The organism is Lysobacter sp. GQ73 (genome assembly GCF_059758755.1).
Map to the genome: position 1 here is coordinate 227,739 of NZ_JCAXEE010000006.1, position 25,407 is coordinate 253,145.

Here is a 25,407-nt window from a genome sequence, read left to right on the forward strand (position 1 = left end):
GCGGGCGCGCGAGGCCCTCGGCGCGGCCCTGCTCCCGCGGGAGCAGGGTAGTGATGGAGCGGTGGCTCAGAAGATCGCAACCAAGGCCATGTCGATGAGCTTGATCGCCACGAACGGCAGCAGCACGCCGCCAAGCCCGTAGACCAGCATGTTCCGGCGCAGCAGGGCGACCGCGGTCGCCGGCTTGAAGCGCACGCCGGCGAGGGCGAGCGGGATCAGCGCGGGAATGATGATCGCGTTGAAGATCAAGGCGGCCAGCACGGCGTTGTTCGGGTTCGACAAGCGCATGACGTTGAGCGCGGCCATTTGCGGGATCGCCGCGGCGAACAAGGCCGGCAGGATCGCGAAATACTTGGACACGTCGTTGGCGAGCGAGAACGTGGTCAGCGCGCCGCGGGTGATCAGCTGTTGCTTGCCGACCTCGACCACCGCCAACAGCTTGGCCGGGTCGGAATCCAGGTCGACCATGTTGCCGGCCTCTTTCGCCGCCTGGGTGCCGGAGTTCATCGCCAGGCCGACGTCGGCCTGGGCCAGTGCCGGTGCGTCGTTGGTGCCGTCTCCGACCATCGCCACCATGCGGCCGCCGGCCTGTTCGGCGCGGATGCGCGCGAGTTTGTCCTCGGGGCGGGCCTCGGCGATGTAGTCGTCGACGCCGGCCTCGGCGGCGATCGCGGCGGCGGTGAGCGGGTTGTCGCCGGTGATCATGATCGTGCGCACGCCCATGGCGCGCAGGCGGGCGAAGCGTTCCTTGACGCCGTGCTTGACCACGTCGGAGAGCTCCACCACGCCAAGTACGTGGCGCCCTTCGGACACCACCAGCGGAGTGGCGCCGCTGCGTGCCACTTGTTCGATGCGCGCGACGAGTTCCGAGGTCGCCTCGCCACCGAGCGCCCGCACGTGCTGGGAGATCGCATCGCCCGCGCCCTTGCGGATCGAACGCGCGCCGCCGGCGGCTTCGGCCGGCAGATCCACGCCGGACATGCGCGTTTGCGCGGTGAACTGGACGTAGTCGGCGCGCTCGGGCTCGGCCACGGCGCTGTTCAGTTCGCGCGCCAGACGCACGATGGACTTGCCTTCCGGCGTGGGGTCGGCGAGCGAGGACAGCAGGGCGGCGTCGCGCAACTGGGCATGATCGATGCCGGCGAGCGGATGGAACGCGGTCGCCTGGCGGTCGCCGTGGGTGATGGTGCCGGTCTTGTCGAGCAGCAGCACGTCGACGTCGCCGGCGACTTCGACCGCCTTGCCGGATTTCGCCAGCACGTTCGCCGACAGCGCGCGGTTCATGCCGGCGATGCCGATCGCCGGCAACAGGCCGCCGATGGTGGTCGGGATCAGGCACACGAGCAGCGCGATCAGCAACAGCGGGTCGAGCTTGGCGCCGACGAAGCCGGCGAAGAACGGCAGGGTCGCGACCACGATCAGAAAGGTCAGGGTCATCGCCGCGAGCAGCATGGTCAGGGCGATCTCGTTCGGCGTCTTCTGCCGGTTGGCGCCCTCGACCAAGGCGATCATGCGGTCGAGGAAGCTGTGGCCGGGTTCGGCGCTGACTTCGATCTCGATCTCGTCCGACAGCACCTTGGTGCCGCCGATCACGCCGGAGCGATCGGTGCCGGCTTCGCGCAGCACCGGCGCGGATTCGCCGGTCACCGCCGACTCGTTGATCGTGGCCAGGCCGCGCACGATCTCGCCGTCGGCCGGGATCAGCTCGTTGGCCGAAACGATGACCCGGTCGCCGGGCTTCAGGCTCGACGCCGGCACGCGGGTTTCGTTATGGCCGACGGTGTCGAGCTTGCGCGCGACCAAGTCCCGCCGCGCCGCGCGCAGGGACGCCGCCTGGCCGCGCCCGCGCGCTTCGGCCACGGCTTCGGCGAAGTTGGCGAACAACACCGTCACCAGCAGGATCGCGGTGACCGCGGCGCCGAAGCCGAGGTGCCCGGGCACGAACACCGTGATCAGCCCCGACAGGACCGTGCCGAGCAGCACCACGGCCATGATCGGGCTGCGCACGGCGTGGCGCGGCGATAGTTTGAGGAAAGATTCGAGCACGGCCGCGCGTACGCCGGCAGCGTCGAGGCCGGCGACCGCCGAATGGCGGCGCTGCGCTCCGAGATGGGTTTGTTCGGTCACGATGGCTTACCTCAGAGAGCGGGGCTGCTCGGCGCCGGTGCGGCGCCGGCAGACAGCGTCAGGTGATCGGCGACGGGGCCGAGCACCAGCGCGGGCATGAATTGCAGGACGGTCAGGATCACGATCACCGCGATCAGGGTCAGGGCGAAGGTCGGCGTTTCGGCGTGCAGGGTGCCGGCGCTTTCCGGCGCAACGCGTTTGCGCGACAGCAGGCCGGCGACCGCGAGCGGAATCAGCAGCGCCGGGTAGCGGCCGAGGGCGAGTACGGCGGCGCAGCTCAGGTTCCACCAATAGCTCGCATCGCCGAGCCCCTCGAAGCCCGAGCCGTTGTTGGCGTAGGCCGAGGTGTACTCGTAGAACACCTGGCTGATGCCATGGAAGCCAGGATTGGAATTGCCGGTGATCGACGGGACCGCCAGGGCGATCGCGCTGAAGCCCAGCACGACCAGCGGCTGCAGCAGGATCAGCAGGGCCAGCAAGCGCACTTCCGGCGCTTCGATCTTGCGGCCGAACAGTTCCGGCGTGCGTCCGGTCATCAGCCCGGCGAGGAACACCGACAGCAGCAGATAGACCAGGAACTGCTGCAGGCCGCAACCGATGCCGCCCCAGATCGCGTTGATCAACATGTTGACCATCGCCATCGCGCCGGTCAGCGGTGCGAGCGAGTCGTGCATGGCGTTGACCGAGCCGTTGCTGCTCTGCGTGGTCAGCGCGGTCCACAGTGCCGAATCGCCGGCGCCGAAACGGGTTTCCTTGCCTTCCATCAGGGCGACGTCCGCGCTGCTCGACGAATAAGCTTCCGAACCGACGGTCAGGCCGGTGGAGATCACCGACATCAGCAGCATGCTGCCGAACACCAGAGCGGTGAAGCGCCGGCGGCCGGTGAACGGGCCGATCATGAAAGTCACCGCGACCGGGATCAGGATCAGCGCCAGGGTTTCCAGCAGGTTGGCGAACGGCGTGGGGTTCTCCAGCGGCACCGCACTGTTCGGGCCGTACCAGCCGCCGCCGTTGGTGCCGAGTTGCTTGGCCGCGACCATGGACGCGACCGGTCCCATAGGTATTTTCTGATCCTTCAGCCCCGCGCTGTGGTCGAGCGGCGCGACGCTGGCCGCTCCTTGCAAGGTCGAAGGCACGCCCTGCGAAGTCAGCAGCACCGCCCAGACCAGGCACAGCGGCAGCATGAAGCGCACGGTGGCGCGGGTCACGTCGACCCAGTAGTTGCCCAGATCGCGCGGCGCGCCCTCGGCCGGCGCCGCGGTGTGCGCGCCCATCGCCTGGCGGCCGCCGAACAGGCCGCGCAGGGTCGCGACCACGATCGCCAGGCCCATCATCGGCGTGACCACCTGCAGGCCGACGATGCCGACCATCTGCGAGAGATGACTCAGCTGCGCCTGGCCGGAGTAGTGCTGCTGGTTGGTGTTGGTGAGAAACGACACCATGGTGTGCAGCGCGGTGTCCCAGCGCAGGTTCGGGATGCCGTCGGGATTGAGCGGCAGCCACGCCTGGGTCATGAACAACGTCCAGACCAACACCGCCAGCACGAGGTTGCTGAAGGCGAATGCGAGCGCATAGCCGCGCCAGCTCATGCCGCGCGCGGCGTCGACGCCGAGCAGGCGATAGACGCCGCGTTCCAGCGGCCCGAACGCCGCGTCCAGGCGCGAGCGGTCGCCGCGCATGACCCGCGCCAGGTACCGGCCGAGCGGCCAACCCAGGCCGATCGCCAGCGCGAATACGAGAAAGATTTCGATCATGGTGAAACACCGGCGGTAATGGGTCCGTCGCGGCGCATCCAGCGCCTGCGGGGACCGCGCGCGGGCGAATCCGCCCGGGCGCTGAGGAGGGCGATGCGGACCGGTCCTGGCCCGCACGAAGTCGGCGCGGGCTAGAAGTCTTCCGGGCGCAGCACGACGTAGAGCAGGTACGCGCCGGCCACCAGGACCGACACCGCGCACAACAGGGAAAGCCAGGCGGGCATGAGCACTACTCCTGTCAGAAGGACGCCTGCACGGCCGCTTCGATTCGCGAGCCGGCCAGCGAGTCGCCGAAGATGCGTTCGGCATTGCGATCGGTGGCGTGCGCGGTCAGGCGCAGCTCGACGTTCGCTTTGGAAGCAGGGGCATTGACCGCCCAGATCGCGCTGAGCTGGCCGTGGCTGTAACTGCGGTCGTAGACGTCGTCGAGAAAATAATGACTGGCCGCGGCTTCGAAGCGCAGCGCGTCGTTGACCGGGAAGCGCGCGCCGACCTGCGAATACAGGCCGCGCTGCTTGCTGCCGAGTGCTTCGTTCGAGTAGCCCAGCGACAGCCAGTAATTGCCGCGGTAGGTCAGGCTGCCGTTGAGCTCGGTCCAGTCGAGGTCGTTGGTCGTCGACGGATAGCGGTAGTGCAGGACGTTGACGTCCACCGCCCAATGCCCGGCGACCTGGCCGGCCCAACCGAGGGTGAAGTCGAATTCGCTGCTGGCATGGGTCTGCGGGGCGAACTCGACGTTCGAGCCCCAGACCGAACCATAGAGACCGTTGGCAGCGGCGGCCCTGAAGCCGGCCTGCACGGCCGGATCGCCCTGGGTCTGGGAGCTGCCGCGCCAGACGTAGTCGCTGGCGAGCGCGACCGAGCCGCTGAGTTGGATGCCGCCCTGTTCGGCGGCTTGCGCCTGGGCACCGAGCGCAAGCAGGCCGACGCCGGCGCAGACGGCCCGGATCAGCGGGACGGCGGCTTCGCGGCTGCGAAAGAGGTGGTGCGACGACATGATGGATTCCGGATGAAGAGGCCTGTCTGGCCACCTCGCCATTCTCGGAACCGCGGGCGTAAAGCCGCTATTTCGCGGGCGCCGTCGCCGCGTAAATTCGCCGTAAAACTTCGGGGCTCCGGCGCAAATCGGTGCGCGTGCCGTGCTTGAAGGGCAGGGGCGGGGCAAGCCGCGACCGCGATACCGCATCGACGACGACACCACGCATACGACGGCGCTTTATCGCCGCGGTCGCGGCTTGCGCTGCTCCTGCCCCACGCAGGTTTATCGGCGCATCAAAGCCTTGATCACCGCGTCGGGCCGCTTCATCCAGGAAAAATGATCGGCGCGGGTGCCGAGATCGCGCGCTCCCAGCAGCAGGTTTTCGCTGCGCGCGTGCGGCAGCTTCGACAGCAGATAACGCACCGACCCCGGCGGTACCAGCCAATCGTCGTCCATCGAGACCGCGCGCGCGTCGACCGCCACCTGCGCCATGCCCGTTTCGAGGTCGGCGTCGATGCCGGCCGCGGCATAACGGCCGCTCAAGGCGGTGCGGCCCCAATCGCGGATCAGGCTGCGCGCTTCGTTGCCGCCGAAGCCGATGCGGCGGCCGGGCAAGGTGCCGTTGACTTGTGCCAGCCAGGGCAGGAAGCGGTAGATCGGCGGCATCGCGATGCGGGTCGGCATCGGGAAGGTGCGCCAGTACGGCGCGCCGCTGGCGACCAGCCACAGCGAGGTCGGCATGACCGGATCGTCGTGCAGCGACGCCAAGCCCAGGCGCATGCAGGCGAACTGACCGCCGAGGCTGTGGCCGCCGATGATGCGCGGCACTTCCGGCAGGGCCGCGGCGACCGCGGCATCGCTGACCGGCAGATCGTCGAGCAGCAATTCGCGGTAGCCCCAGTCGCTGTCGCGGCTGGCGCGCACGCTGCTGCTGCCATTGCCGCGCCACTCGTGCAGGTACACGGCGATGCCTTGCGCCGCCAGGGCCTCGGCGAAGGGCAGGTAATGGCGCGCGGCGACCCCGAGCGCGGGCAGCCACAGCAGGCTCGCGCTCGGTTCGGACGGGACGCGCGCGTACAGATTCCAGCGGTGGCCATCCCCGGCGCGCAGCGGCAGCCCGGACGGCTCGTGACGATCAGCCATGCGGCGCGGCGCCGAAGTGGTCGAGCACCAGGACTTCGCTGCGCCCCGGGCGATAGCCCAGGCGCAACGCGGCGTGCACATAGTCGGCCGCGGCGACGCAGGCTTCCTCGAGCGAACGCCCCAGACACAGATTCGCCGCGACCGCCGACGCCAGGGTGCAGCCGGTGCCATGGGCGTCGAGCTGCAGGCGCGGATGGGCGATCTCGCGTACCTGCGCGCCGCCGTCGGCGAACAGATCGACGACATCGCCCTGACCGGGCAGGTGCCCGCCTTTGAGCAACACCGCACGCGCGCCCAGCGCCGACAGACCGTCGAGGGCGCCGCGCATGCCATCGAGATCGCCGATGGCGGCGCCGAGCAGCAGTTCCGCTTCCGGCAGGTTCGGCGTGATCAGGCTCGCCAATGGCAACAGACGCGTGCGCATGGCATCCAGGGCCGAGGCTTCGAGCAGGCGCGACCCGGAGGTCGCGACCATGACCGGATCGAGCACCACGTGCTCGGGTCGGTAATGCTCGAGCGCCTCGGCGACGGCGAGGATCACACCGGCGTTGGCGAGCATGCCGAGCTTGACCGCGCGTACCTCGAAATCCTCGAAACAGGCATCGATCTGCGCGCGCAGGAAGCCGGTATCGGGAACATGCACCGCGCTCACCCCACGGGTGTGCTGGGCGGTCAGGGCCGCCAGCGCGCTGAGCCCGTGCACGCGATGCGCGGCGAACGTCTTGAGATCGGCCTGGATGCCGGCGCCGCCGCCGGAGTCGGAGCCGGCGATGGTAAGGACGGATAGGGGGCGCTGGGTCATCGAATAAGGGCAGGCAAGGGCATCGGGAGTGGCCGGCCGATCTCGACCGAGGTGCGCTGGATCGGCGGGCGCTGACAGCGGCCCCATCTTATCTGCCCTGTCGGCCGAGGCGCTTGCTATCACTTGCCGTCAGTGGAGGCCTTCGCCATCAGCGAAATCGTCGCGACCAGTTGCTTGCGCAGGGAGAACGGCAAGCGGCGCAGGGCGTTGAGGCATTCCTCCTCGATATCGTCCTGGGCGTAGTCCGCAGGGCGCAAGGCCGGCGTCCAGGCGCCGTCGTCGGGCCGGATCTGGCCGCGTCCGGTGCCGAGCCACTCCAGGCAGACCCCGGTCACTTCGGCGATCGCCAGCAGGTGATGCATCGAAGGATGGCTGCCGGCGGTCCGTTCCCACTGGGCGACGGCGCTGCGCTGCACGCCGACCGCATTGGCCAAGGCCAGTTGCGAGGTACGCGAAAGGGCGCGTGCGCGTCTGATGCGTTCGGGCAATGCCGACATCTCCGGTCTCCCCTGAAGACTAGCGGTCATCTTGCATGAGTGTTCGCTAACACGACAGCGAAACTGGTCGCTATTAGTGCAGTTCCCCTAACCCAAGGCTTGCGGATTGCTTAGTCAGTCACAAGGCCGTTGTGCAAAGCCCGATTCGGCGTCGCTGTTTCTGCGTACAACGTGGACGGTTAGCGAAAGCGGACATTGCCCGCGGTATGCCGGATGAACTATCCATTCCTTGCGCAGTCACGCGCGGGCCTCGCCGACCGAGACAAGCGGCGCAGACCATTCTCCCCTTGGCGCCACGTGCGCTCATTCACTCCCACCAGGAAAGGGCGATTGCTCATGAGTATCAAAAGGAAGTTATTGATCGGTGTGCTGGTAATCGGTTTGCCAACGGTGGCCCTGGGTTACGGTTGGATGGTCAGCAACAGTTCCGGCCTGGCTCCGGAATCGATGCGTGAGGAATTGGGCGAAAGCATCGTTTCGCGCTGGACGCCGTACGTCGAAAAGACCTACGGGCCTTCGGCGGCGGGTTGGGGCGATCGATTGAAGGAAACCATCGACCAAGTCGATATTGCCAACCTCGAACGTGCCGCCACCGCAGAAGACTTTCAGTCGATGAGCAGCCAATTGCTCGGCGGCGCGCCGGCCGTCGTGGCAGTCGCGGGGACTTCGGGCGGCTTGCAGACCAAGGCGGTCACCGGAAGCAACCTGGTATATACGCCGATCACTCCTTGCCGCATCGCCGATACGCGAGTGGTGGGAGGCCCGCTCGCCGCTGGAGAGACGCGCAGTTACGCTGGCTATACGGCGACGGATTTCACCGCGCAAGGCGGCTTCGAGTCCAACTGCGGAGTTCCCGCCAACATCGCCGCGCTCGCGCTGAGCTTTACCGCGGTGCTGCCCAGCGGCAGCGGATACTTCACCGCCTATCCGTTCAACGAAGCCAAGCCGGTCGCCACGGCTTTGAACTACAGTCCCGGTCAGATTACTTCGGGACACGCGGCTATCGCGCAGTGTCGTCCGAGTTGCGCATCGCAATTCAACGTGTACAGCCACAACCAGTCGCATATGGTGGTCGACGTCGAAGGCTACTTCACCGAGCCGCAGGCGGTGGCGCTGGACTGCACAGTGGCCGAGCAGAGCGGTTTTCTCGATCTGCTCGGCGGGCTGCAGACCCGGACGCTCAACTGCCCGACCGGTTACTCGGCCACCAGCGGGTCGTGCACTGGCCCCTTGGGCCTGACGATCAGCAGTTCCGAACCTGCGGTCACGGGCGGCCAGCCGACCGGTTGGAAGTGCGACTTGGTAGGCTCGATATTAAGCGCGATCGCGTACAAAGCGCAGGCGACCTGCTGTCGCGTGCCGGGACGTTGACAGTTTGACTTCCGACGCCCGGTAAGCCGGGCATAGCGGATCGGGAAAGTCGGCGCTTGCGCCGGCTTTCCTGTTTGGGAAGCCTTCGATTTCGTCTTCCGCTAACCGCGCGGCTCCGTCCGTGCGACTTGCGATCAGTCTACTGGTGCAACCTCAAAGCACTTCGGACGCGTAATCCGCCAACCGCGACCGCTCTCCGCGGCGCAGGGTCACGTGGGCGCTGTGGGCCCACCCCTTGAAGCGGTCGACCGCGTAGGTCAGGCCCGAAGTGGTTTCGGTCAAGTAGGGCGTGTCGATCTGTTCGACGTTGCCGAGGCAGACGATCTTGGTGCCAGGGCCGGCACGGGTGATCAGGGTCTTCATCTGCTTCGGGGTCAGGTTCTGCGCTTCGTCGAGGATCAGCCAGCGGCTCAGGAAGGTGCGGCCGCGCATGAAGTTCATCGAGCGGATCTTGATGCGAGAGGCGAGCAGGTCGTTGGTCGCCGCGCGGCCCCAGGCGCCGCCTTCCTGGTTGTGGGTCAGCACTTCCAGGTTGTCGGTCAGCGCGCCCATCCAAGGCGTCATCTTTTCCTCCTCGGTGCCGGGCAGGAAGCCGATGTCCTCGCCGACGCTGACCGTCGCGCGGGTCATGATGATCTCGCGGTAACGCTGCTGGTCCATGGTCTGGGCCAGGCCGGCGGCGAGCGCCAGCAGGGTCTTGCCGGTGCCGGCCGTGCCGAGCAGGGTGACGAAGTCGATCTCCGGGTCCATCAGCGCGTTGAGGGCGAAGTTCTGCTCGCGATTGCGCGCGATGATGCCCCACACCGCATGCTGGTTGTGGCGGTAGTCGTCGACGATCTGCAACTGGACGCGGTCTTCGCCGACCTTGGTGACCTTGAGTTCGGACTCGTCGTCGCCGGGCAGGTAGAGGAACTGGTTCGGGTACCAGTCGTCGTTCTCGGTGCGGTTGATCTCGTAATAGGTGCGGCCTTTCTCGGTCCAGGACTTGAGGTCCTGGCCGTGGCGCTGCCAGAAGTCGTCCGGCAAGGCGGTCGCGCCGGTGTAGAGCAGGCTGAAGTCGTCGAGCGCACGGTCGTTCTCGTAGTCCTCCGACACGATGCCGGCGATCGAGGCCTTGATGCGCAGGTTGATGTCCTTGGACACGAACACCACCGGCACGCCGGGCTCCTGCTCCTGCAGGGCGAGGATGGCGCCGAGGATCTGGTTGTCCGGGATCACCGCGCTGAAGCGCTTGCCGGCGTCGAAGGAGCCGGTCTGGAAGCGCAGCTTGCCGATGCTCTGCGCGCCGCGCAGCTGCAGGCCTTGCGGGCGGTTGAGGGTGATGCCGGTGCTGATCTTGTCGGTGCCTTCGGCCTGGATCAGTTCGTTGAGGAAGCGGCTGACCTGGCGCGCGTTGCGGCTGGCTTCGGAGGTGCCTTTCTTGCCGTTGTCCAACTCCTCGATGACTTGCATCGGCAGGTAGACATCGTGTTCCTGAAACTTGAACAGCGCGGTCGGGTCGTGCATGAGCACGTTGGTGTCGAGCACGTAGATCCGCTTGCTTCTGGTCATTCGGAAGTCTCGTCGGAGATGATGGGCGATGCGTTGGTTTGCGACGGCGGAACGGGGTGGCGCAGCCGGCGAAGGCGCTGGAGCGAGTGTCGGTCAGCGGCCGTCGCCGAGGCGGGGCCTGGGTCGCACAAGCGCGGCGAGCGCGAGCGGGCGGCGCGCGCGCACGGCCGCGGCGCCGTGGCCCGCGGGGCGGGACGGCGTGCGAGCGTGGAGACGAGGGGCCTCACTGGGCGGCGTGTTCCTTGAGTGCGTCGAGTACGGCCTGGGCATGGCCTGCGACTTTCACCGGTCGCCATGACTGGGCGATGACGCCCTTGGGGTCGATCAGGAAGGTGCTGCGTTCGATGCCCATGTACTTGCGGCCGTAGAGGTTCTTTTCCTTGATCACGCCGAAGGCATTGCACACCGACTCGTCGGCGTCGCTGACCAGTTCGAACTTGAAGCCCTGCTTGGCGCAGAAGTTCTGGTGCGACTTGATCGAGTCACGCGACACGCCGAGCACGCTCGCGCCGAGTTTCTTGAACTTCGGCAGCAGGGCGTTGAAGTCGAGGCCTTCTGTGGTGCAGCCCGGGGTGCTGTCCTTCGGGTAGAAGTACAGCACCAGCCATTGGCCGGCGTAGTCCTTGAGCTTGACCGTCTCGCCGCCGGACAGGGCCAGGGCGAGGTCGGGGGATTTCTTGCCGTAAGCGTGGTCGCCGATATCGAGCATGATCAGAACTTCATCGGGTCCATGATGGCGTCTAGGTTCAGATGGTCGCAGAACTCGAGGAAATCGTCGCGCAGGGCGGCGATGTGCATGCTCGAGGGCACGCCGATGGTGACCTGGGCCGAGAACATGTCGGCGCCGGTCTGCATCGCGCGGTAACGCGAGCAGTGCAGGCTTTCGATGGTGATGCCCTGGCGGTCGAAGAAGTCGGCCAGCTGGAACAGGATGCCGGGCTTGTCGGCGGCCACCACCTCGACGATGTAGGGCAGCAGGTTGGACTGCACCTGCTTGGCGCCGGTGCGGTACCAGACCAGCTTCAGGCCTTCTTCGCGCTCCAGGCGCGTCAGCATGGCCTCGAGCTTGGCGACCGAGTCCCAGGAGCCGACCGCCAGCGCGGTCACCGAGACGTCGCGGCCGACCGTGGACAGGCGCGCATCGACGAGATTGCAGCCCGAGTCGGCGATCCGGCGGGTCACCGACAACAGCGGCGACTCCGGATGCGTCGTATAGGCGTTGATCAGGAGGTGGTTTTCGTTCGGCGACGGCCGGGAAGCGGAATCGGTCAAGGCGGCGCCTGCAAGGGGAGCGTGATGCTCGGATATGAACGGCGGCCCGCGGACGGGCTGCGGCTGAAGGGAGCATACTTGCCCGCGCTTTCGGGCCGCAAGTAACATCGTCCCGTGCGTGGCTGCACCGGCGCACGTTTCCGCACCGGCCCGCCCGCTGGAATAATGGCCCCACGACCGCTCCACAGCACGGCTGCGGACGCGAACTCCACTTATGTAGGTCTTCACTTGCGACTTTCCGGCAGCATCACCGCGCTGGCGACGCCTTTCACCGCGTCCGGCGAAATCGACCTGGACGCCTGGCACAAACTGCTGGCGATGCAGTTGGAAGGCGGCACCCAGGCCCTCGTCGTCGCCGGTTCGACCGGCGAGGCCGCCGCGCTCTACGATGCCGAATACGACGCCCTGCTGCGCGCCGCGGTCGAATTCGTCGCCGGGCGGGTCCCGGTCCTGGCCGGCACCGGCCTGTCCAATACCGCCAAAACCATCGAACTGACCCGCCGCGCGGCCGCCCTCGGCGCCGACGCGGCATTGGTCGTGACCCCGCCCTATGTGCGCCCGACCCAGGCCGGCCTGGTCGCGCACTACCGTGCGATCGCCGACGACGGCGCCCTGCCGGTGGTGCTGTACAACGTGCCAGGCCGCACCGGCGGCGACCTGCTGCCGGAGACCGTGGCCGAGCTGGCCGGCCATCCGCGCATCGTCGGCATCAAGGAAGCGGTGTCGGATCCGCAGCGGATGCAGGCCTTGCTGGCGTTCAAGAGCGAGGGCTTCGCGGTGCTCAGCGGGGACGACCCGACCGCTTGCCGGGCCATGCTCGCCGGCGCCGACGGCATCATTTCGGTCGGTTCCAACGTGCTGCCGGCGGCGTTCCGCCGCCTCGCCGACCTGGCCCGCGCCGGGCGCGCCGCCGAAGCCGAGGCCTGGGACGCGCGCCTGCGCCCGGCCTACGATTTCCTCGCGGTCGAACCCAACCCGATTCCGGTCAAGGCCTTGCTCAGCGGGCAAGGCATCGGCCATGGTCTGCGCCTGCCCCTGCAGTCGCTCCCGGCCGCCCATCAGGATGCCGCCCGGCGCACCGCCGGTCTCGTCGTCGAACTCGAACACGTCTGCCGCGACACCCTCGCGGCCTGAATCCCTGTAGGAGATGCTCATGCGTTCCAATGTTTCTCTGTCCCGCGCGGTTGTCGCCGGTCTGTTGCTGGCGATGGTCGCCACGTCGGGTTGCAGCTGGTTCCGCAAGGGCAACAAGCTCTACGCCGAAACGCCTGAGAACCGCCCGCTGGAAGTGCCGCCGGACCTCGACCAGCCGCGCACCGACGGCGCCATGGCGGTGCCGGGCGGTTCGGTGACCGCCTCGGGCCTGGCCGCCTCGCGCCCGACCCAGGCCGCCGCCGGGACCCCGGCCTCGTCGGCCAACGGCTTCACCGTCAGCGGCAACCGCGACGCGGTGTTCAACCAGGTCGGCGACGCGCTCGGCAAGGTCGAAGGCCTCAACATCGCCAGCCGCGCCCAGTTGCTCGGCGCCTACGACGTGAACTACGAAGGCAGCAACTTCCTGGTCCGCATCAGTGCGGTCGAAGCCGGTGCCTACGTCTCGGCGGTCGACCCGCGCGGCCTGCCGGCCACCGGCGCGGCGCCGGCCAAGCTGATCGCCGGCCTCAAGGCAGTGCTCGGCGGCCGTTGATCCAAGGCTGCAGTGGATGAGCGAAACGGGCGCCGATGGCGCCCGTTTTCGTTTGCGTGCAGGAGCGGAGCGACCGCGTTGCCGCGTCAGCGCGGCGACCAGCGGGTCAGGCCTTCGTTCAACATCAGGCGCATGGCCGAAGCGCGTTGCGCGCGCGGCATGTCCTTGAGTGCATCGAGCAGCCAGCCGAAGGCCTGGCAGCGGGCCTGGCGTCCGCCGGGTTCGCCGGCGTCGGCATTAAGCGCGCCCATGAAGCCGTCGTGCAGCAGCATCGCGGTGGTGCCGGCGGACTTCAGCGTCTGTTTCGCCGCGCCGGCGTCGTAAGGCTGGCGCGGGTTCTGCAGGCCGGTCGCGGCGATGCCGAGCAAGGCCTGGGCGAAGCTCTGGCGGCTGGCGTCGCCGAGAGTCTGCGCCGCCGCCGCGAGCGTCTGGGGGCTGCGGTCGGCGGCCGGGTCGAACAAGGCGCACAAGGTCGCCGCATCGCGCGGGTTGCGCGAGGCCTGGTGCAGGGCCTGGAACAAGTCGTCGATCGCGCCGTCGGGCGCGCGCATCAGCGTGTCGCTGGCGCCGGCGGCGATCGCGCCGGGGTCCAGGCGCGAGAGGTCCAGCTGGGACAGATCCAACTGCGACAGGTCCAGCCGCGACAGATCGAGCTGGGCGAGGGCGAGCGCGCGCGGCTGGGCGCCGGCGAGGATCGGTGCGGCGCAGACCGCGAGGAGCAGGCTCAGGCGCAAACGGGCATGCGGCATGGCGGGTTTCATTCGGACCGTGACCGGCCGAGTCTAGGTGCGCGCCGATGAATGCCAGGCGGCTCCGGCGCGAGCCGGGCGGGTCCAGCCGTGCCCAGGCAGCGACGAGGCCGTGGCCAAGGGGCAGCCGCCCGGAGGCGGGGCCGGGCACGCCAGGTCTTTACGCCACGATTCGGGTCAGCCGGGCCAATCAGGCCCGGGCCTCAGCGCTCGAGCAGGTCGAGCTTGCCGGGCTTGTTTTCCCAGTCCTTGGCGTCGGGCGGTCCGTCCTTGCGGGTGGTGATCACCGGCCAGGACTTGGACAGCTCGGCGTTGAGCGCAACGAACGGCTCCTGGCCGGCCGGCACGTCGTCCTCGGGATAGATCGCGTTGATCGGGCATTCCGGCTCGCACAGGGTGCAGTCGATGCACTCGTCCGGGTCGATCACCAGGAAATTCGGGCCTTCATGGAAACAGTCGACCGGGCACACCTCGACGCAGTCGGTGTACTTGCACTTGATGCAGTTCTCGGTGACGACGAAGGGCATGGCGGGAATCCTGAGCTATGGTCCGGGGCGAACAGGCCGGGCGGCGATAGTGTAGCCATTCGCGCCGCGACGACCCAAGGCGGGGCTTGGCCGTTGGCGCGGATCGCGCTTCCGCCCGGCCCCATAACGCGGCTGGCGCCAAGAAAAAGCCCGCGCATCGCTGCGCGGGCTTCTGGCGACCTGGTCGCGTATTGGCGCTCCCTACGGGATTCGAACCCGTGTTTTAGCCTTGAGAGGGCCACGTCCTAGGCCTCTAGACGAAGGGAGCAGGTTGAAACTCGGCCGGGAACGGGTTCCTGGCAGACCGCACGGACTCTCAACCCGATGCGGCCTGCTAGTATATGCGCCGCCGTTGCCACGGGCAACGGTTGAACCTTACGAACCTATAAGGCGGCACGCCCGCTCGATGCAAGCCAACTCTTCATTCCATACCTCGCTGCGCGTGATCCCGCGCGACCAGCACAATGTCTCGCGCAAGGAGATCAGCCCGAACGCGCTTCGCGTGCTGTATCGGCTGCGCGACAGCGGTTTCGGCGCCTACCTGGTCGGCGGCGCCGTGCGCGACATCCTGGTCGGCGGCCACCCCAAGGACTTCGACGTCGCCACCGACGCCACCCCCGAGCAGGTCAAGGGGCTGTTCCGCAACTGCCGCCTGATCGGGCGCCGGTTCCGGCTGGCGCACGTGGTCTACGGCCGCGAAATCATCGAGGTCGCCACTTTCCGCGCCAACAGCGACGACGGCAGCGGCGACCGCGAGACCGACACCGGCGGCCGCCTGGTCCGCGACAACGTTTACGGCAGCATCGAGGACGACGCGGTCCGCCGCGACTTCACCGCCAATGCGCTGTACTACGCGGTCGAGGACTTCTCGGTGCGCGACTACGTCGGCGGCTTCGAGGACGTGCAGAACCGCCTGATGCGCCTGATCGGCGATCCGGAGACGCGTTATCGCGAAGACCCGGTGCGGATGCTGCGTGCGGTGCGCCTGGCGGCCAAGCTCGGTTTCGAGATCGAAGCGGCCACCGCCGCGCCGATCCCGCACCTGGCGCCGCTGCTGGCCGATGCCGCGCCGGCGCGTTTGTTCGAGGAATGCCTCAAGCTGTTCCTGTCCGGCCACGCGGTCGAGAGTTTCCTCGGCCTGGAGCGTTTCGGCTTGCTGCCGGCGCTGTTGCCGGAAAGCGCCGCGGCCTTGAAGTCCAATCGCAGCGGCGCCCTGCGCCGGATGGTGCTGGAAGGGCTGAAGGGCACCGATGCGCGGGTCGCCAACGACGAGCCGGTGTCGCCGGCGTTCCTGTTCGCGCTGTTGCTGTGGCCGGCGTATTGCCGCGACCTGATGGGCCTGCAGGCGCAGGGCGTGCATACCGCCGAAGCGCAGCGCCGCGCCGCCGACCGGGTCACCCTGCACCAGTTGTCGACGATCGCCCTGCCGCGCCGGTTCTCGCTGCCGATGCAGGAGATCTGGCTGCTGCAGTCGCGGTTCCAGCAGCGCCAGCGCAAGCGCGTGTTCCGGCTGCTGTCGCATCCGCGTTTCCGCGCCGCGTTCGACTTCTTGTCGTTGCGCATGGCCGCATCGGACGAGCACGCCGCCGACGTCGAATTCTGGCGCGAGGCGCAGCAGCACCCGGGCGAACTGGTTGCGTATCAGGAGGCGCATGCGCACCTGGACGAGGAAGAAAGCGGCGAGGGCGGCGACGATCGCGCCCCGCGCAAGCGCCGTCGCCGCCGTCGCGGCGCGCCGGTCGCGTCGGAGTGATCCAACGGGCCTGTCTCTGACCGCAGGCCCGACGACGCTACGACGACAACGTTCCGACGAGACCGCCCGGTCGCGCGGCGTCCGGCGACCTCGAACTGCGATGGCCTGAGCATGACCCAGACCGGATCCGCCTCGCCGACGCTCGCTTTCGTCGGCCTCGGCAGCAACCTCGGCGACAGCGCCGAAGTCCTGCGCGGCGCCGCGCGCGCGCTCGGCGCCGCGCCGCACACCCGCCTGCTGCGCCTGTCCAGCCTCTACCGCACGCCGGCCTGGGGCGTCACCGAACAACCCGATTTCATCAACGCCGTGGCCATGCTCGAAACCGCCTTGAGCGCGCAGGAACTGCTCGCGGCGATGTTCGCGATCGAGCGCGAGGCCGGACGCGCCCGCCGCGCCGACGGCAGCGACCGCTGGGGCCCGCGCACCCTCGACCTCGACCTGCTGCTGTACGGCGAGGCGGTGATCGACGAACCCGGCCTGCACGTGCCGCATCCGCACCTGCACGAGCGCGCGTTCGCCCTGGTGCCCTTGCTCGAAATCGCGCCGGAGGCGGTAATCGCGCAGCGAGGCCCGGCGCGCGAGGCCTTGCAGGGCGTCGATACCGGCGCGATCCGCCGGCTCGATCCGGTCGACAATTGACCGCCGCGCTGCGCGCATGAGGCGGCCGGCTTGCCGTACCGTGGCGGGCCGGCAGCGTTGCGAGCTCGGCCGGTCGCGTCCCGGCGCAACCTGTTAAGTTATTGCGCTCTCCCCAGCGGCGTCCGCGCGCCACCGCCCGGACGAACCCACACATGTACACATCGGCCCCCACCGACAAGCCGGCCGCCAAGGCCTGGACCGTGCCCATGCTCGCCGACGCCAAGCGCGACGGCCGCAAGCTGGTCATGCTCACCGCCTACGACGCCAGCTTTGCCCGCACCATGGACGCGGTCGGCATCGACCTGATCCTGGTCGGCGATTCGCTCGGCATGGTCGTGCAAGGCCAGAACAGCACCTTGCCGGTCACCGCCGCCGACATGGCCTACCACACCGCCTGTGTCGCCCGTGGCCTGTCCAAGGCGCTGTTGATCACCGACCTGCCCTTCCAGTCCGACGCCACGCCCGAGCGCGCGCTCGACGCGGCGACCCGGCTGCTTCAGGCCGGCGCGGCGATGGTCAAGCTGGAAGGCGCGGGCCACAAGCTCGAGGTGATCCGGTTTCTGGTCGAGCGCGAGATCCCGGTGTGCGCGCACCTCGGCCTGACCCCGCAATCGGTGCTGCGCCTGGGCGGTTACAAGCTGCAGGGGCGCGACGACGCCGCCGCGGCGAAGCTGCGCGCCGATGCGCGCGCGGTCGCCGAGGCCGGGGCCACCCTGCTGGTGCTCGAATGCGTGCCGACCGGGCTGGCCGCGGCGATCACCGCCGACCTCGCCATCCCCACCGTCGGCATCGGCGCCGGCCCGCAATGCGACGGCCAGGTGCTGGTGCTGCACGATCTGCTCGGGGTCAACTCGGGCCATCGCCGGCCCAAGTTCGTCAAGGATTTCCTCGCCGAAGGCGGTTCGATCGCCGGCGCGTTCCAGGGCTTCGCCGACGCGGTGCGCAGCGGCGCCTTCCCCGACGCGGCGCATTCCTACGATTGATCCGCCTTGGGGCCGCCGGCATCGCCGGCAGTTCTTCGCAATGGCGCGACGCTGGAAATCGTCGTCGCGCGCCCCGATCTGACTTCGTGTTCAGCCTTCATCGCGGACCCGCTCCGCGCCGTCCTACCGAGTACCGCATGCAGACTGTCGATCAACTGAGCGCCCTGCGTTCGACCCTGGAAACGTGGCGTCTGGCCGGGCAGCGCATCGCCTTCGTGCCGACCATGGGCAACCTGCACGCCGGCCACTATTCGCTGATCGGCCTGGCGCGCGAACGCGCCGACCGGGTGGTCGCGAGCGTGTTCGTCAACCCGACCCAGTTCGGCCCGAACGAAGACTACGGCCGCTACCCGCGCACGCCCGAGGCCGATGCCGAAGGCCTGCGCGCATCCGGTTGCGATCTGCTGTGGCTGCCGTCGGTCGAGACCATGTACCCCTACGGCGCCGAGCGCACCGTGCAGGTGCGGGTGCCGCAGGTCACCGAGACCCTAGAAGGCGCGCACCGTCCCGGCCATTTCGAGGGCGTCGCCACCGTGGTCGCGCGCTTGTTCAACCAGGTTCGCCCCGATATTGCCGTGTTCGGCCGCAAGGACTACCAACAGCTCGCGGTGATCCGTTACCTGGTCCGCGACCTCGCGTTCCCGATCGAGATCGTCGGCGCCGACACCCGCCGCGAGGCCGACGGCCTGGCCCTGAGTTCGCGCAACCAGTACCTGTCCGAAACCGAGCGCCCGCAGGCGGCGGGCATCCACGCCTGCCTGCAATGGATGCGCGAAGCCAGCCAGGCCGGCCTGGCGAGGGAAGCGGTCGAGGCCGGCGCGATCGAGCGCCTGGGCGCAGCCGGCTTCGCAGTCGACTACGCCGCGATCCGGCGTCCCGACCTGAGCCTGCCCGAGGCTGGCGAAGGCGAGGCTAGCGAAGGCAAGGCTGGCGAAGGCAAGGCTGGCGAAGGCAAGGCTGCGCAGGGCGGGGCGGGTAAAGCTGGCGCGGGCGGTAGCGGCGCCCGAGTGGCCCTGATCGCCGCCCGGCTGGGCCGCACCCGGCTCATCGACAATCTCGAGTTCGAAATCTGAACAGGCGCGCGAATGCCCGAAACCCGCGCCACTGAACGGGAATACTCCGTTCCGCCGGCCGCGCGCCCGACCCATGTTGCAGCGCGCCATGCGCTGCTAGACTTCTGGCCTTTCGCGCCCGCGCGTCTGCGGACGGAGTAACCGACATGCAACTGAACCTGCTCAAGGCCAAGATCCATCGCGCCACCGTGACCCACGCCGAGCTGCACTACGAAGGCTCCTGCGCCATCGATGGCCGCCTGCTCGACATTTCGGGCATCCGCGAGTACGAACAGGTCCACATCTACAACATCAACAGCGGCCACCGCTTCTCGACCTACGCCATCCGCGGGGAAGAGGGCAGCGGCGTGATCTCGGTCAACGGCGCGGCGGCCCACAAGGCCCAGCCCGGCGATCTGGTCATCATCTGCGCCTACGGTATCTGCGACGAGGCCGAGGCGGCGAAGTACAAGCCGACCCTGGTCTATGTGGACCGCAACAACCAACTCACCCATACCAACACCTCGATGCCGGCGCAGGCCGCCTGAGAACCGACGACAGATGAGCGATGACGCCCGACTGACTGAGCTGCGCGCCGAAGTCGGGCGCGTCACCCAAACTCCGCTGCCGGCGCTCATCGCCGCCGATCCGGCCCGCGCGACGGACTTCGCCGTCAAGGTCGGGCCGGTCTACGCCAGCTTCGCCCGCCAGCGCTACGACCGCGCCGCGCTGGACTGGTTGTTCCGCGCCGCCGAGGCCGTCGACAGCACCGGTCGCCTGCGCGCCCTGTTCGACGGCGAGATCGTCAACGTCACCGAACGCCGTCCGGCGCTGCACAGCGCGCTGCGCAGCGATCTGTCCTCGAGCGACACCGCGCGCGCCGCCCACGCCCAGGCGTTGGAAGCGCGCCAGCGCATGCGCGCGGTGGTCGACGCGCTCGCCGCGAGCGAGGTCACCGATATCGTCAGCGTCGGCATCGGCGGTTCCGATCTCGGCCCGCGTCTGGCCGTGGACGCGCTGACCGGCGCCGCGCCGGGCCGCTTCCGCGTGCATTTCCTGTCCAACGTCGACGGTCACGCCGCCCAGCGCGTGCTCGCCGGCCTCGACCCCAAGCGCACCGCCGCACTGTTGATCTCCAAGACCTTCGGCACCCAGGAGACCCTGCTCAACGGCGGCATCCTGCGCGACTGGCTCGGCGACGACTCGCGCCTGTACGCGATCAGCGCCAATCTCGAGCGCGCCGCCGGCGCTTTCAATATCCCGACCGAACGCATCCTGCCGATGTGGGACTGGGTGGGCGGCCGGTATTCACTGTGGTCGGCGGTCGGTCTGCCGATCGCGCTGGCGATCGGCATGGACGCATTCGAGCGGTTCCTCGACGGCGCCGCCGAGATGGACGCGCACGTGCTGCGCACGCCACTGCCGAACAACCTCGCCGCTTGGCACGCGCTGACCGCAATCTGGAACCGCAACGGCCTGGGCTACGCGACCCAGGCCGTGCTCGCCTACGACGACCGTCTCAAGCTGCTGTCGAATTACCTGCAGCAGCTGGTGATGGAAAGCCTGGGCAAGTCGGTGCGCCTGGACGGTTCGGCCGTCGCCGGCGACACCGTCCCGGTGTGGTGGGGCGGCGTCGGCACCGACACCCAGCACAGCTTTTTCCAGGCCCTGCACCAGGGCACCTCGATCGTGCCGGCCGACTTCATCGGCGTGGTCCGTTCGGACGCACCGTATGCGCAGAACCATCGCGCGCTGCAGGCCAATCTGCTCGCCCAGACCGAGGCCTTCGCCAACGGCCAGGGCAGCGACGACCCGCACCGCGTCTACGCCGGTGGCCGCCCGAGCACGACGATCCTGCTCGACGCGCTGACCCCGCATTCGCTCGGCGCCTTGCTGGCGATGTACGAGCACAGCGTTTACCTGCAGTCGGTGTTCTGGGGCATCAACGCCTTCGACCAGTTCGGCGTGGAACTCGGCAAGCAGGTCGCCAGCACGCTGTTGCCGGCGCTGGCCGGCGAGGCCGAGGCCGACGACCCGGTGACGCGGGAACTGATCCGGCAGCTGCGCGGCTGAGGTTGGGGTTCGGGTCGAGGAGTCTCCTCGCGTCGTCCTTCGGCGCGTCCTGTAGGAGGGGCGTAAGCCGCGACGCGGGACGCGCAGAATCCGCAACGCTTTCGTCATCGATCGAAGTGTCGATCTGTCGCAGGGCAGGAGCGGCGCAAGCCGCGACATCGCTGCGAAGGTCTCGCTACGCGTCGTTCATCGAGCGATGATCAAAGATCAAGATCAAACCCAAAGCTTCCGCCACTAAAGCGGCGGGTTACTTTCTTTTGTCTAAAGCAACAAAAGAAAGGTAACCAAAGAAAAGTGCTTTTTTTTGAATCACCAGCCCGCACGATCGTTGCCTCCGCAGGGATTTTTCATACGGGACATCCCTGTCCCGATGAAAAACGGCGCGCATCCCTGCGCGCCGCCCTCCGGGTCTTCTTTGGCCTTCGCGAGTGCGTGGCGACGCACAGCAACAGCCAAACAACAGAACCGGAGGGCGGCGACGCCATCCCCTGTAGGAGCGGCGTAAGCCGCGACCACGGAACGCGCAGAACCAACGAGGCCGACGCCGCCCATCGAAGCGGCGCGCTTTCGCCGGGGTAGGAGCGGCGCAAGCCGCGACCGCGAATCTGCGGCCGCCGGCGCGGGTGCGGGGTTGCGTGGTCGCGGCTTACGCCGCTCCTACAGTGGCCGGTACGCGGCGCCGTTGCCGTTGCCGTTGCCGTTGCCGAGATTTTGATCTGCTTTGCTGCTTTGCCGGTCAACAGCAGACCCGGAGGGCGGCCCGCAGGGATGCGGGCCGTGCGCAAGCAGGCCATGGATGGCCTGTCTGGAGCATCCCTGCGTCGGCATCGATCGCGCGGGCCTTTGATTAAAGGAAAGCACTTTTCTTTGGTTACCTTTCTTTTGTTGCTTTAGACAAAAGAAAGTAACCCGCCGCTTTAGTGGCGGAAGCTCTGGGTTTGATCTTAATTTTGATCTTGATCTTGATCTTGCTTGAAAGAGACGCCGCGAGACCGTCGCAGCGATGTCGCGGCTTGCGCTGCTGCTGCCCTTGGCGAAGGGTCGCGGCCTCGATGAGCGGCGTCGGCTTTGGCGCTTCTGCGCGTCCCGTGGCCGCGACTCACGCCGCTCCTGCAAGGCTCCAGTAACGACACGAGAGAACATCGTGCCGCGAGACTACGACACCCCGTGCCGCGCCAGCGCCCACTCCACATGCTCGCGCACGACCTCGCTGGGATGGTCGCGACGCGCGTACAGGGCGGCGACCACTTCGTCGGTACGCGGGGCGTTGCCTAGGGCGACAGCGATGTTGCGCAGCCAGCGTTCGTGGCCGCTGCGGCGGATCGCGGAGCCTTCGGTGCGGCGCAGGAATTCGGCCTCGTCCCAGGCGAACAGCTGCGCCAAACTGGCGCGGTCGAGGTCGTTGCGGGCGCGAAAATCCGGTTCGTCGTTGCGCTTGGCGAACTTGTTCCAGGGGCAGACGAGTTGGCAGTCGTCGCAGCCGAAGATGCGGTTGCCGATCGGCGCGCGCAGTTCGACCGGAATCGGGCCTTCGTGTTCGATGGTCAGGTAGGAAATGCAGCGCCGTGCATCGAGACGGTGCGGGGCGACGATGGCCTGGGTGGGGCAGATGTCGATGCAACGCGTGCAGGTGCCGCAGTGGGCGCTCGCCGGACGGTCGATCGGCAAGGGCAGGTCGACGTAGATCTCGCCGAGGAAGAACCAGGAGCCCCCGTCCTTGTCGATCAAACAGGTGTGTTTGCCGATCCAGCCGAGCCCGGCGTTGCGCGCCAGCGCGCGTTCGAGCACCGGCGCGGAATCGACGAACACGCGATGGCCGAACGGGCCGACCAGTTCGGCCAGGCGGTCGGCCAGGCGCTGCAGCCGCTGGCGCATCAGCTTGTGGTAGTCGCGGCCGAGGGCGTAGCGCGCGACGTAGGCGCGTTCGCCGTCGGCCAGGGTGACCCAGGCCTCGTCGTCGTCGCGGCGGCCGTAGTCCAGGCCGACCGAGATCACCCGCAAGGTGCCCGGCAGCAGTTCGCCGGGACGCGCGCGCAGCCCGCCGTGGCGCGCCATCCAGTCCATCGAGCCGTGCAGGCCCTGGTCGAGCCAGTCGAGCAGATAGGCCTCGTCCTCGGCCAGCTCGATGCCGGAAATGCCGCAGCGCTGGAAGCCGAATTCGCGGGCGATTTCGCGGATGCGCAGGGCCAGCGCCGGGTAATCGGGCGCGGTCGCGGGCGCGGTCCCCGGCGCGTCGGCGGACACGGGAAGCGGAGTGGGGCGGGTGTCGGGCTGGCTCACGATCCGGCAAGTATAGAATCGCCGCATGTCGCCGACCGCTGAAACTTCATCGCCGATGCCGCCGACGGGCCTGTTCGACGCCGCTGCGCTGCGCGCGATCGAAACCGCGGCTGCGGCCGAGCTCGGCGACGCTCATGCGTTGATGGCGCGGGCCGGCGAAGCCGCCTGGCGCGAGCTGCTCGGCCATTGGCCGCAGGCGATGCGCCTGCTGGTGGTGTGCGGCCCGGGCAATAACGGCGGCGACGGTTACGTGTTGGCGACCCACGCGCAGCAGGCCGGGCGCAAGGTGTCGGTGCTGCGCCTGCCCGGACATGCGCCGCGCGGCGCGTTAGCGGAGCGGGCCGCGGCCGGCTATGCGCAGGCCGGCGGCCGCACGATCGACTTCGACGGGGGCTTGCCCGAGGCCGAGGTCATCGCCGACGCGTTGTTCGGCATCGGTCTGACGCGCGCGCCCGATGACGCCGCCTCGGCCTTGATCGATGCGATCAATGCGCATCCGGCGCCGGTGCTCGCACTCGACGTGCCGAGCGGTGTCGATGCCGACCGCGGCCACGCGTATTCGTCGGCGGTGAGCGCGCAACGCACGCTCGAATTCATCGCCCCCAAGCGCGGTCTGCGCAGCGGCGCCGCGCTCGATCGGGTCGGCGTGCTGTCGGTCGCCGCGCTCGGTTTGCCGCGCGAACTGTATGGCGTACCGGCGAGCGCGCATTGGCTGCGCGCCGAGGATCTGCCGCGTTGGTTGTCGCCGCGCCTGCGCGACAGTCACAAGGGCCGCAACGGCCGGGTGCTGTGCATCGGCGGCGACCACGGCCACGGCGGAGCGCTGCTGCTGTGCGCGCAGGCGGCCTTGCGCAGCGGCGTCGGCCTGCTCGATGCGGTCACCCGCGAAGCGCATGTCGCACCGATGCTGGCGCGGTTGCCCGAGGCGATGCCGCGCGCGATCGCCGAAGGCGACGACCCGCGCGCCGCATTCGACGCCGCCGATGCGGTCGCGATAGGCCCCGGGCTCGGCCAGCAGGCGTGGGGCCGGGCACTGTACCGATATGCGTTGGACAGCGGAAAACCGCTGCTTTTAGACGCCGACGCACTCAACCTGCTTGCGGCCGCGCCGCGCGCGTTGCCGGCGGATACGGTGTTGACGCCGCATCCGGGCGAGGCCGCGCGCTTGCTCGGCAGCGACACCGCCGCGGTGCAGGCCGATCGCTTCGCTGCGGTGCGCGCGTTGGTCGAGCGTTACGCCTGCGTGGTTGTGCTCAAAGGCGCCGGCACCCTGGTCGCGGCACCGGATCGCATCGTGCGGGTGATCGGCGCCGGCAATCCCGGCATGGCGGTCGGCGGCATGGGCGACGTGCTCAGCGGCGTAATCGCCGCGCTGCGCGCGCAAGGTCTCGATGGTTTCGACGCCGCCGGTTGCGGCGCCTTGCTGCATTCGCTGGCCGGCGACGATGCCGCGCGCGACGGCGGCGAACGCGGTCTGCTGCCCAGCGACCTGATGCCGTGGTTGCGCCGCCGCGCCAATCCGTAGCTCACGCCGATACGAATCGCGCCAATACGTATCGCACCAATACGCAGCGCGCGCCAATACGTAGAATTGGGCGACATGAGCATGCACACGATCGAACTGCAGCTGAGCGATGCCGAGGCCACCGATGCGCTCGGCGCCGCCTTGGCGCGGGCGCGCCCCGCGCACGGGGCAGAGGCCTTGCACGTGCATCTGCACGGCGACCTCGGCGCCGGCAAGTCGACCCTGGCGCGCGCCTTGCTGCGTGCGCTCGGGGTAGAGGGCGCGATCCGCAGCCCGACCTACACCCTGGTCGAACGCTACCCGCTGGCCGAGGGCGGCGAGGCCTGGCATCTCGATCTGTACCGGATCGGCGATGCGGGCGAACTGGAGTTCCTCGGCCTCGACGGCGGCGAGGCAGTGCTGTGGTTGATCGAGTGGCCGGAGCGCGGCCGCGGCTGGCTGCCGGCGCCCGATCTGCGGGTCGAACTGGCGGTCGAAGGCGAGGGGCGTGCGGCCGAACTCCATGCGGTGTCAGCCGCCGGGCAAGCCTGGCTGGCTGCCCTGAGCGCGGCGACCGCCGGCTATGCGTTTGCGGCCGACTCCTGAACGATCCCGTAGGAAGTGGCCCCAGGTGCCGGATTTGAAAGGGAAAAGTTCTTGCATT

At 68.5% G+C, this 25,407-nt stretch carries 23 protein-coding genes, 1 tRNA gene and 1 pseudogene; 11 read left to right on the forward strand and 14 right to left on the reverse strand.

Translation table 11 applies throughout. From position 1 onward, the window contains the following. Nucleotides 1–66 precede the first annotated feature (66 nt). From kdpB to AC6CH2_RS17630, 7 genes are all read right to left on the reverse strand, one after another. Nucleotides 67–2,127 (reverse strand): potassium-transporting ATPase subunit KdpB, encoded by a 2,061-nt coding sequence (gene kdpB, locus AC6CH2_RS17600; RefSeq protein ID WP_498270317.1) that lies wholly within the window; start codon nucleotides 2,125–2,127, stop codon nucleotides 67–69. An 11-nt stretch (nucleotides 2,128–2,138) separates the two neighbouring features. Beyond that, nucleotides 2,139–3,881: a potassium-transporting ATPase subunit KdpA gene (kdpA, locus tag AC6CH2_RS17605; RefSeq protein WP_498270318.1), complete on the reverse strand. Its 1,743-nt coding sequence runs from the start codon at nucleotides 3,879–3,881 to the stop codon at nucleotides 2,139–2,141. Nucleotides 3,882–4,012: 131 nt separating this feature from the next. Beyond that, nucleotides 4,013–4,105 (reverse strand): potassium-transporting ATPase subunit F, encoded by a 93-nt coding sequence (locus AC6CH2_RS17610; protein WP_435394202.1) that lies wholly within the window; start codon nucleotides 4,103–4,105, stop codon nucleotides 4,013–4,015. Between the two features lie 14 nt (nucleotides 4,106–4,119). Next, complete coding sequence (locus AC6CH2_RS17615; protein ID WP_498270319.1) at nucleotides 4,120–4,878, reverse strand: TorF family putative porin; 759 nt, start codon at nucleotides 4,876–4,878, stop codon at nucleotides 4,120–4,122. Between the two features lie 264 nt (nucleotides 4,879–5,142). After that, nucleotides 5,143–6,003, reverse strand: coding sequence for an alpha/beta hydrolase family protein (locus AC6CH2_RS17620; protein WP_498270320.1), 861 nt, complete (start codon nucleotides 6,001–6,003; stop codon nucleotides 5,143–5,145). Next, nucleotides 5,996–6,805 carry a bifunctional hydroxymethylpyrimidine kinase/phosphomethylpyrimidine kinase gene (thiD, locus tag AC6CH2_RS17625; protein ID WP_498270321.1) on the reverse strand — a complete coding sequence of 270 codons (810 nt, stop codon included), beginning with the start codon at nucleotides 6,803–6,805 and terminating at the stop codon, nucleotides 5,996–5,998. The genes AC6CH2_RS17620 and thiD overlap by 8 nt, the downstream gene beginning before the upstream one ends. A 119-nt stretch (nucleotides 6,806–6,924) precedes the next feature. Then, entirely contained in the window at nucleotides 6,925–7,302 is a 378-nt protein-coding gene (locus tag AC6CH2_RS17630; RefSeq protein ID WP_498270322.1) for a helix-turn-helix transcriptional regulator, read from the reverse strand. Nucleotides 7,303–7,638: 336 nt separating this feature from the next. On the opposite strand from AC6CH2_RS17630, the gene AC6CH2_RS17635 reads away from it, so the two are divergent. Continuing rightward, entirely contained in the window at nucleotides 7,639–8,673 is a 1,035-nt protein-coding gene (locus AC6CH2_RS17635) for a hypothetical protein (RefSeq protein ID WP_498270323.1), read from the forward strand. A gap of 153 nt (nucleotides 8,674–8,826) precedes the next feature. Here the strand turns inward: AC6CH2_RS17635 and AC6CH2_RS17640 are convergent, their stop codons facing one another. The 3 genes from AC6CH2_RS17640 to AC6CH2_RS17650 form a co-directional block, all read right to left on the reverse strand. Beyond that, on the reverse strand, nucleotides 8,827–10,224 hold the full coding sequence (locus AC6CH2_RS17640) for a PhoH family protein (protein ID WP_435394208.1): 1,398 nt from the start codon (nucleotides 10,222–10,224) through the stop codon (nucleotides 8,827–8,829). A gap of 223 nt (nucleotides 10,225–10,447) precedes the next feature. Further along, nucleotides 10,448–10,933 (reverse strand): peroxiredoxin, encoded by a 486-nt coding sequence (locus tag AC6CH2_RS17645; RefSeq protein WP_498270324.1) that lies wholly within the window; start codon nucleotides 10,931–10,933, stop codon nucleotides 10,448–10,450. Between the two features lie 2 nt (nucleotides 10,934–10,935). Continuing rightward, nucleotides 10,936–11,496: a glycine cleavage system transcriptional repressor gene (locus AC6CH2_RS17650; protein WP_435394210.1), complete on the reverse strand. Its 561-nt coding sequence runs from the start codon at nucleotides 11,494–11,496 to the stop codon at nucleotides 10,936–10,938. Nucleotides 11,497–11,724: 228 nt separating this feature from the next. Between AC6CH2_RS17650 and dapA the strand changes: the two genes are divergently transcribed. Together dapA and AC6CH2_RS17660 are read left to right on the forward strand one after the other, a co-directional pair. Beyond that, nucleotides 11,725–12,630: a 4-hydroxy-tetrahydrodipicolinate synthase gene (dapA, locus tag AC6CH2_RS17655; protein ID WP_498270325.1), complete on the forward strand. Its 906-nt coding sequence runs from the start codon at nucleotides 11,725–11,727 to the stop codon at nucleotides 12,628–12,630. 19 nt (nucleotides 12,631–12,649) lie between these two features. Beyond that, nucleotides 12,650–13,183 (forward strand): hypothetical protein, encoded by a 534-nt coding sequence (locus AC6CH2_RS17660; protein ID WP_498270326.1) that lies wholly within the window; start codon nucleotides 12,650–12,652, stop codon nucleotides 13,181–13,183. A gap of 86 nt (nucleotides 13,184–13,269) precedes the next feature. On the opposite strand, the gene AC6CH2_RS17665 is transcribed toward AC6CH2_RS17660, so the two are convergent. From AC6CH2_RS17665 to AC6CH2_RS17675, 3 genes are all read right to left on the reverse strand, one after another. Then, nucleotides 13,270–13,932: a hypothetical protein gene (locus AC6CH2_RS17665; protein WP_498270327.1), complete on the reverse strand. Its 663-nt coding sequence runs from the start codon at nucleotides 13,930–13,932 to the stop codon at nucleotides 13,270–13,272. A 203-nt stretch (nucleotides 13,933–14,135) separates the two neighbouring features. Continuing rightward, entirely contained in the window at nucleotides 14,136–14,459 is a 324-nt protein-coding gene (fdxA, locus tag AC6CH2_RS17670; RefSeq protein ID WP_031373455.1) for a ferredoxin FdxA, read from the reverse strand. Between the two features lie 192 nt (nucleotides 14,460–14,651). Beyond that, nucleotides 14,652–14,727: transfer RNA gene (locus AC6CH2_RS17675), tRNA-Glu, on the reverse strand. Nucleotides 14,728–14,892: 165 nt separating this feature from the next. On the opposite strand from AC6CH2_RS17675, the pseudogene pcnB reads away from it, so the two are divergent. The 6 genes and pseudogenes from pcnB to pgi all read left to right on the forward strand — a co-directional run. Continuing rightward, nucleotides 14,893–16,212 (forward strand): annotated as a pseudogene (pcnB, locus tag AC6CH2_RS17680) (polynucleotide adenylyltransferase PcnB); the annotation flags it as partial. Between the two features lie 111 nt (nucleotides 16,213–16,323). Further along, nucleotides 16,324–16,851 carry a 2-amino-4-hydroxy-6-hydroxymethyldihydropteridine diphosphokinase gene (gene folK / locus AC6CH2_RS17685; protein WP_498270328.1) on the forward strand — a complete coding sequence of 176 codons (528 nt, stop codon included), beginning with the start codon at nucleotides 16,324–16,326 and terminating at the stop codon, nucleotides 16,849–16,851. Between the two features lie 152 nt (nucleotides 16,852–17,003). Then, nucleotides 17,004–17,834, forward strand: a complete 831-nt coding sequence (gene panB / locus AC6CH2_RS17690) for a 3-methyl-2-oxobutanoate hydroxymethyltransferase (protein ID WP_498270329.1) — start codon at nucleotides 17,004–17,006, stop codon at nucleotides 17,832–17,834. Nucleotides 17,835–17,971: 137 nt separating this feature from the next. Continuing rightward, nucleotides 17,972–18,907 carry a pantoate--beta-alanine ligase gene (gene panC, locus AC6CH2_RS17695; RefSeq protein WP_498270330.1) on the forward strand — a complete coding sequence of 312 codons (936 nt, stop codon included), beginning with the start codon at nucleotides 17,972–17,974 and terminating at the stop codon, nucleotides 18,905–18,907. Between the two features lie 146 nt (nucleotides 18,908–19,053). After that, complete coding sequence (gene panD, locus AC6CH2_RS17700) at nucleotides 19,054–19,434, forward strand: aspartate 1-decarboxylase (protein ID WP_031373460.1); 381 nt, start codon at nucleotides 19,054–19,056, stop codon at nucleotides 19,432–19,434. Nucleotides 19,435–19,447: 13 nt separating this feature from the next. Beyond that, nucleotides 19,448–20,959 (forward strand): glucose-6-phosphate isomerase, encoded by a 1,512-nt coding sequence (gene pgi / locus AC6CH2_RS17705; RefSeq protein ID WP_498270331.1) that lies wholly within the window; start codon nucleotides 19,448–19,450, stop codon nucleotides 20,957–20,959. A gap of 1,155 nt (nucleotides 20,960–22,114) precedes the next feature. Here the strand turns inward: pgi and queG are convergent. Continuing rightward, nucleotides 22,115–23,239 carry a tRNA epoxyqueuosine(34) reductase QueG gene (queG, locus tag AC6CH2_RS17710; protein WP_498270332.1) on the reverse strand — a complete coding sequence of 375 codons (1,125 nt, stop codon included), beginning with the start codon at nucleotides 23,237–23,239 and terminating at the stop codon, nucleotides 22,115–22,117. A gap of 25 nt (nucleotides 23,240–23,264) precedes the next feature. Between queG and AC6CH2_RS17715 the strand changes: the two genes are divergently transcribed. Both AC6CH2_RS17715 and tsaE read left to right on the forward strand, forming a co-directional pair. Continuing rightward, nucleotides 23,265–24,764: an NAD(P)H-hydrate dehydratase gene (locus AC6CH2_RS17715; RefSeq protein ID WP_498270333.1), complete on the forward strand. Its 1,500-nt coding sequence runs from the start codon at nucleotides 23,265–23,267 to the stop codon at nucleotides 24,762–24,764. 81 nt (nucleotides 24,765–24,845) lie between these two features. Continuing rightward, the gene (tsaE, locus tag AC6CH2_RS17720; RefSeq protein WP_498270388.1) at nucleotides 24,846–25,349 is read left to right on the forward strand and encodes a tRNA (adenosine(37)-N6)-threonylcarbamoyltransferase complex ATPase subunit type 1 TsaE; all 504 of its coding nucleotides are present in this window, start codon (nucleotides 24,846–24,848) and stop codon (nucleotides 25,347–25,349) included. Nucleotides 25,350–25,407 lie beyond the last annotated feature (58 nt).

What these genes read in the sequence shown, in the direction of transcription:
- kdpA (WP_498270318.1), bottom strand. Translation starts at nt 3,881, where the DNA reads ATGATCGAAATCTTTCTCGTATTCGCGCTGGCGATCGGCCTGGGTTGG.
- AC6CH2_RS17610 (WP_435394202.1), bottom strand. Translation starts at nt 4,105, where the DNA reads ATGCCCGCCTGGCTTTCCCTGTTGTGCGCGGTGTCGGTCCTGGTGGCC.
- AC6CH2_RS17615 (WP_498270319.1), bottom strand. Translation starts at nt 4,878, where the DNA reads ATGTCGTCGCACCACCTCTTTCGCAGCCGCGAAGCCGCCGTCCCGCTG.
- AC6CH2_RS17620 (WP_498270320.1), bottom strand. Translation starts at nt 6,003, where the DNA reads ATGGCTGATCGTCACGAGCCGTCCGGGCTGCCGCTGCGCGCCGGGGAT.
- thiD (WP_498270321.1), bottom strand. Translation starts at nt 6,805, where the DNA reads ATGACCCAGCGCCCCCTATCCGTCCTTACCATCGCCGGCTCCGACTCC.
- AC6CH2_RS17630 (WP_498270322.1), bottom strand. Translation starts at nt 7,302, where the DNA reads ATGTCGGCATTGCCCGAACGCATCAGACGCGCACGCGCCCTTTCGCGT.
- AC6CH2_RS17635 (WP_498270323.1), top strand. Translation starts at nt 7,639, where the DNA reads ATGAGTATCAAAAGGAAGTTATTGATCGGTGTGCTGGTAATCGGTTTG.
- AC6CH2_RS17640 (WP_435394208.1), bottom strand. Translation starts at nt 10,224, where the DNA reads ATGACCAGAAGCAAGCGGATCTACGTGCTCGACACCAACGTGCTCATG.
- AC6CH2_RS17645 (WP_498270324.1), bottom strand. Translation starts at nt 10,933, where the DNA reads ATGCTCGATATCGGCGACCACGCTTACGGCAAGAAATCCCCCGACCTC.
- AC6CH2_RS17660 (WP_498270326.1), top strand. Translation starts at nt 12,650, where the DNA reads ATGCGTTCCAATGTTTCTCTGTCCCGCGCGGTTGTCGCCGGTCTGTTG.
- AC6CH2_RS17665 (WP_498270327.1), bottom strand. Translation starts at nt 13,932, where the DNA reads ATGCCGCATGCCCGTTTGCGCCTGAGCCTGCTCCTCGCGGTCTGCGCC.
- fdxA (WP_031373455.1), bottom strand. Translation starts at nt 14,459, where the DNA reads ATGCCCTTCGTCGTCACCGAGAACTGCATCAAGTGCAAGTACACCGAC.
- folK (WP_498270328.1), top strand. Translation starts at nt 16,324, where the DNA reads ATGACCCAGACCGGATCCGCCTCGCCGACGCTCGCTTTCGTCGGCCTC.
- panB (WP_498270329.1), top strand. Translation starts at nt 17,004, where the DNA reads ATGTACACATCGGCCCCCACCGACAAGCCGGCCGCCAAGGCCTGGACC.
- panC (WP_498270330.1), top strand. Translation starts at nt 17,972, where the DNA reads ATGCAGACTGTCGATCAACTGAGCGCCCTGCGTTCGACCCTGGAAACG.
- panD (WP_031373460.1), top strand. Translation starts at nt 19,054, where the DNA reads ATGCAACTGAACCTGCTCAAGGCCAAGATCCATCGCGCCACCGTGACC.
- pgi (WP_498270331.1), top strand. Translation starts at nt 19,448, where the DNA reads ATGAGCGATGACGCCCGACTGACTGAGCTGCGCGCCGAAGTCGGGCGC.
- AC6CH2_RS17715 (WP_498270333.1), top strand. Translation starts at nt 23,265, where the DNA reads ATGTCGCCGACCGCTGAAACTTCATCGCCGATGCCGCCGACGGGCCTG.
- tsaE (WP_498270388.1), top strand. Translation starts at nt 24,846, where the DNA reads ATGCACACGATCGAACTGCAGCTGAGCGATGCCGAGGCCACCGATGCG.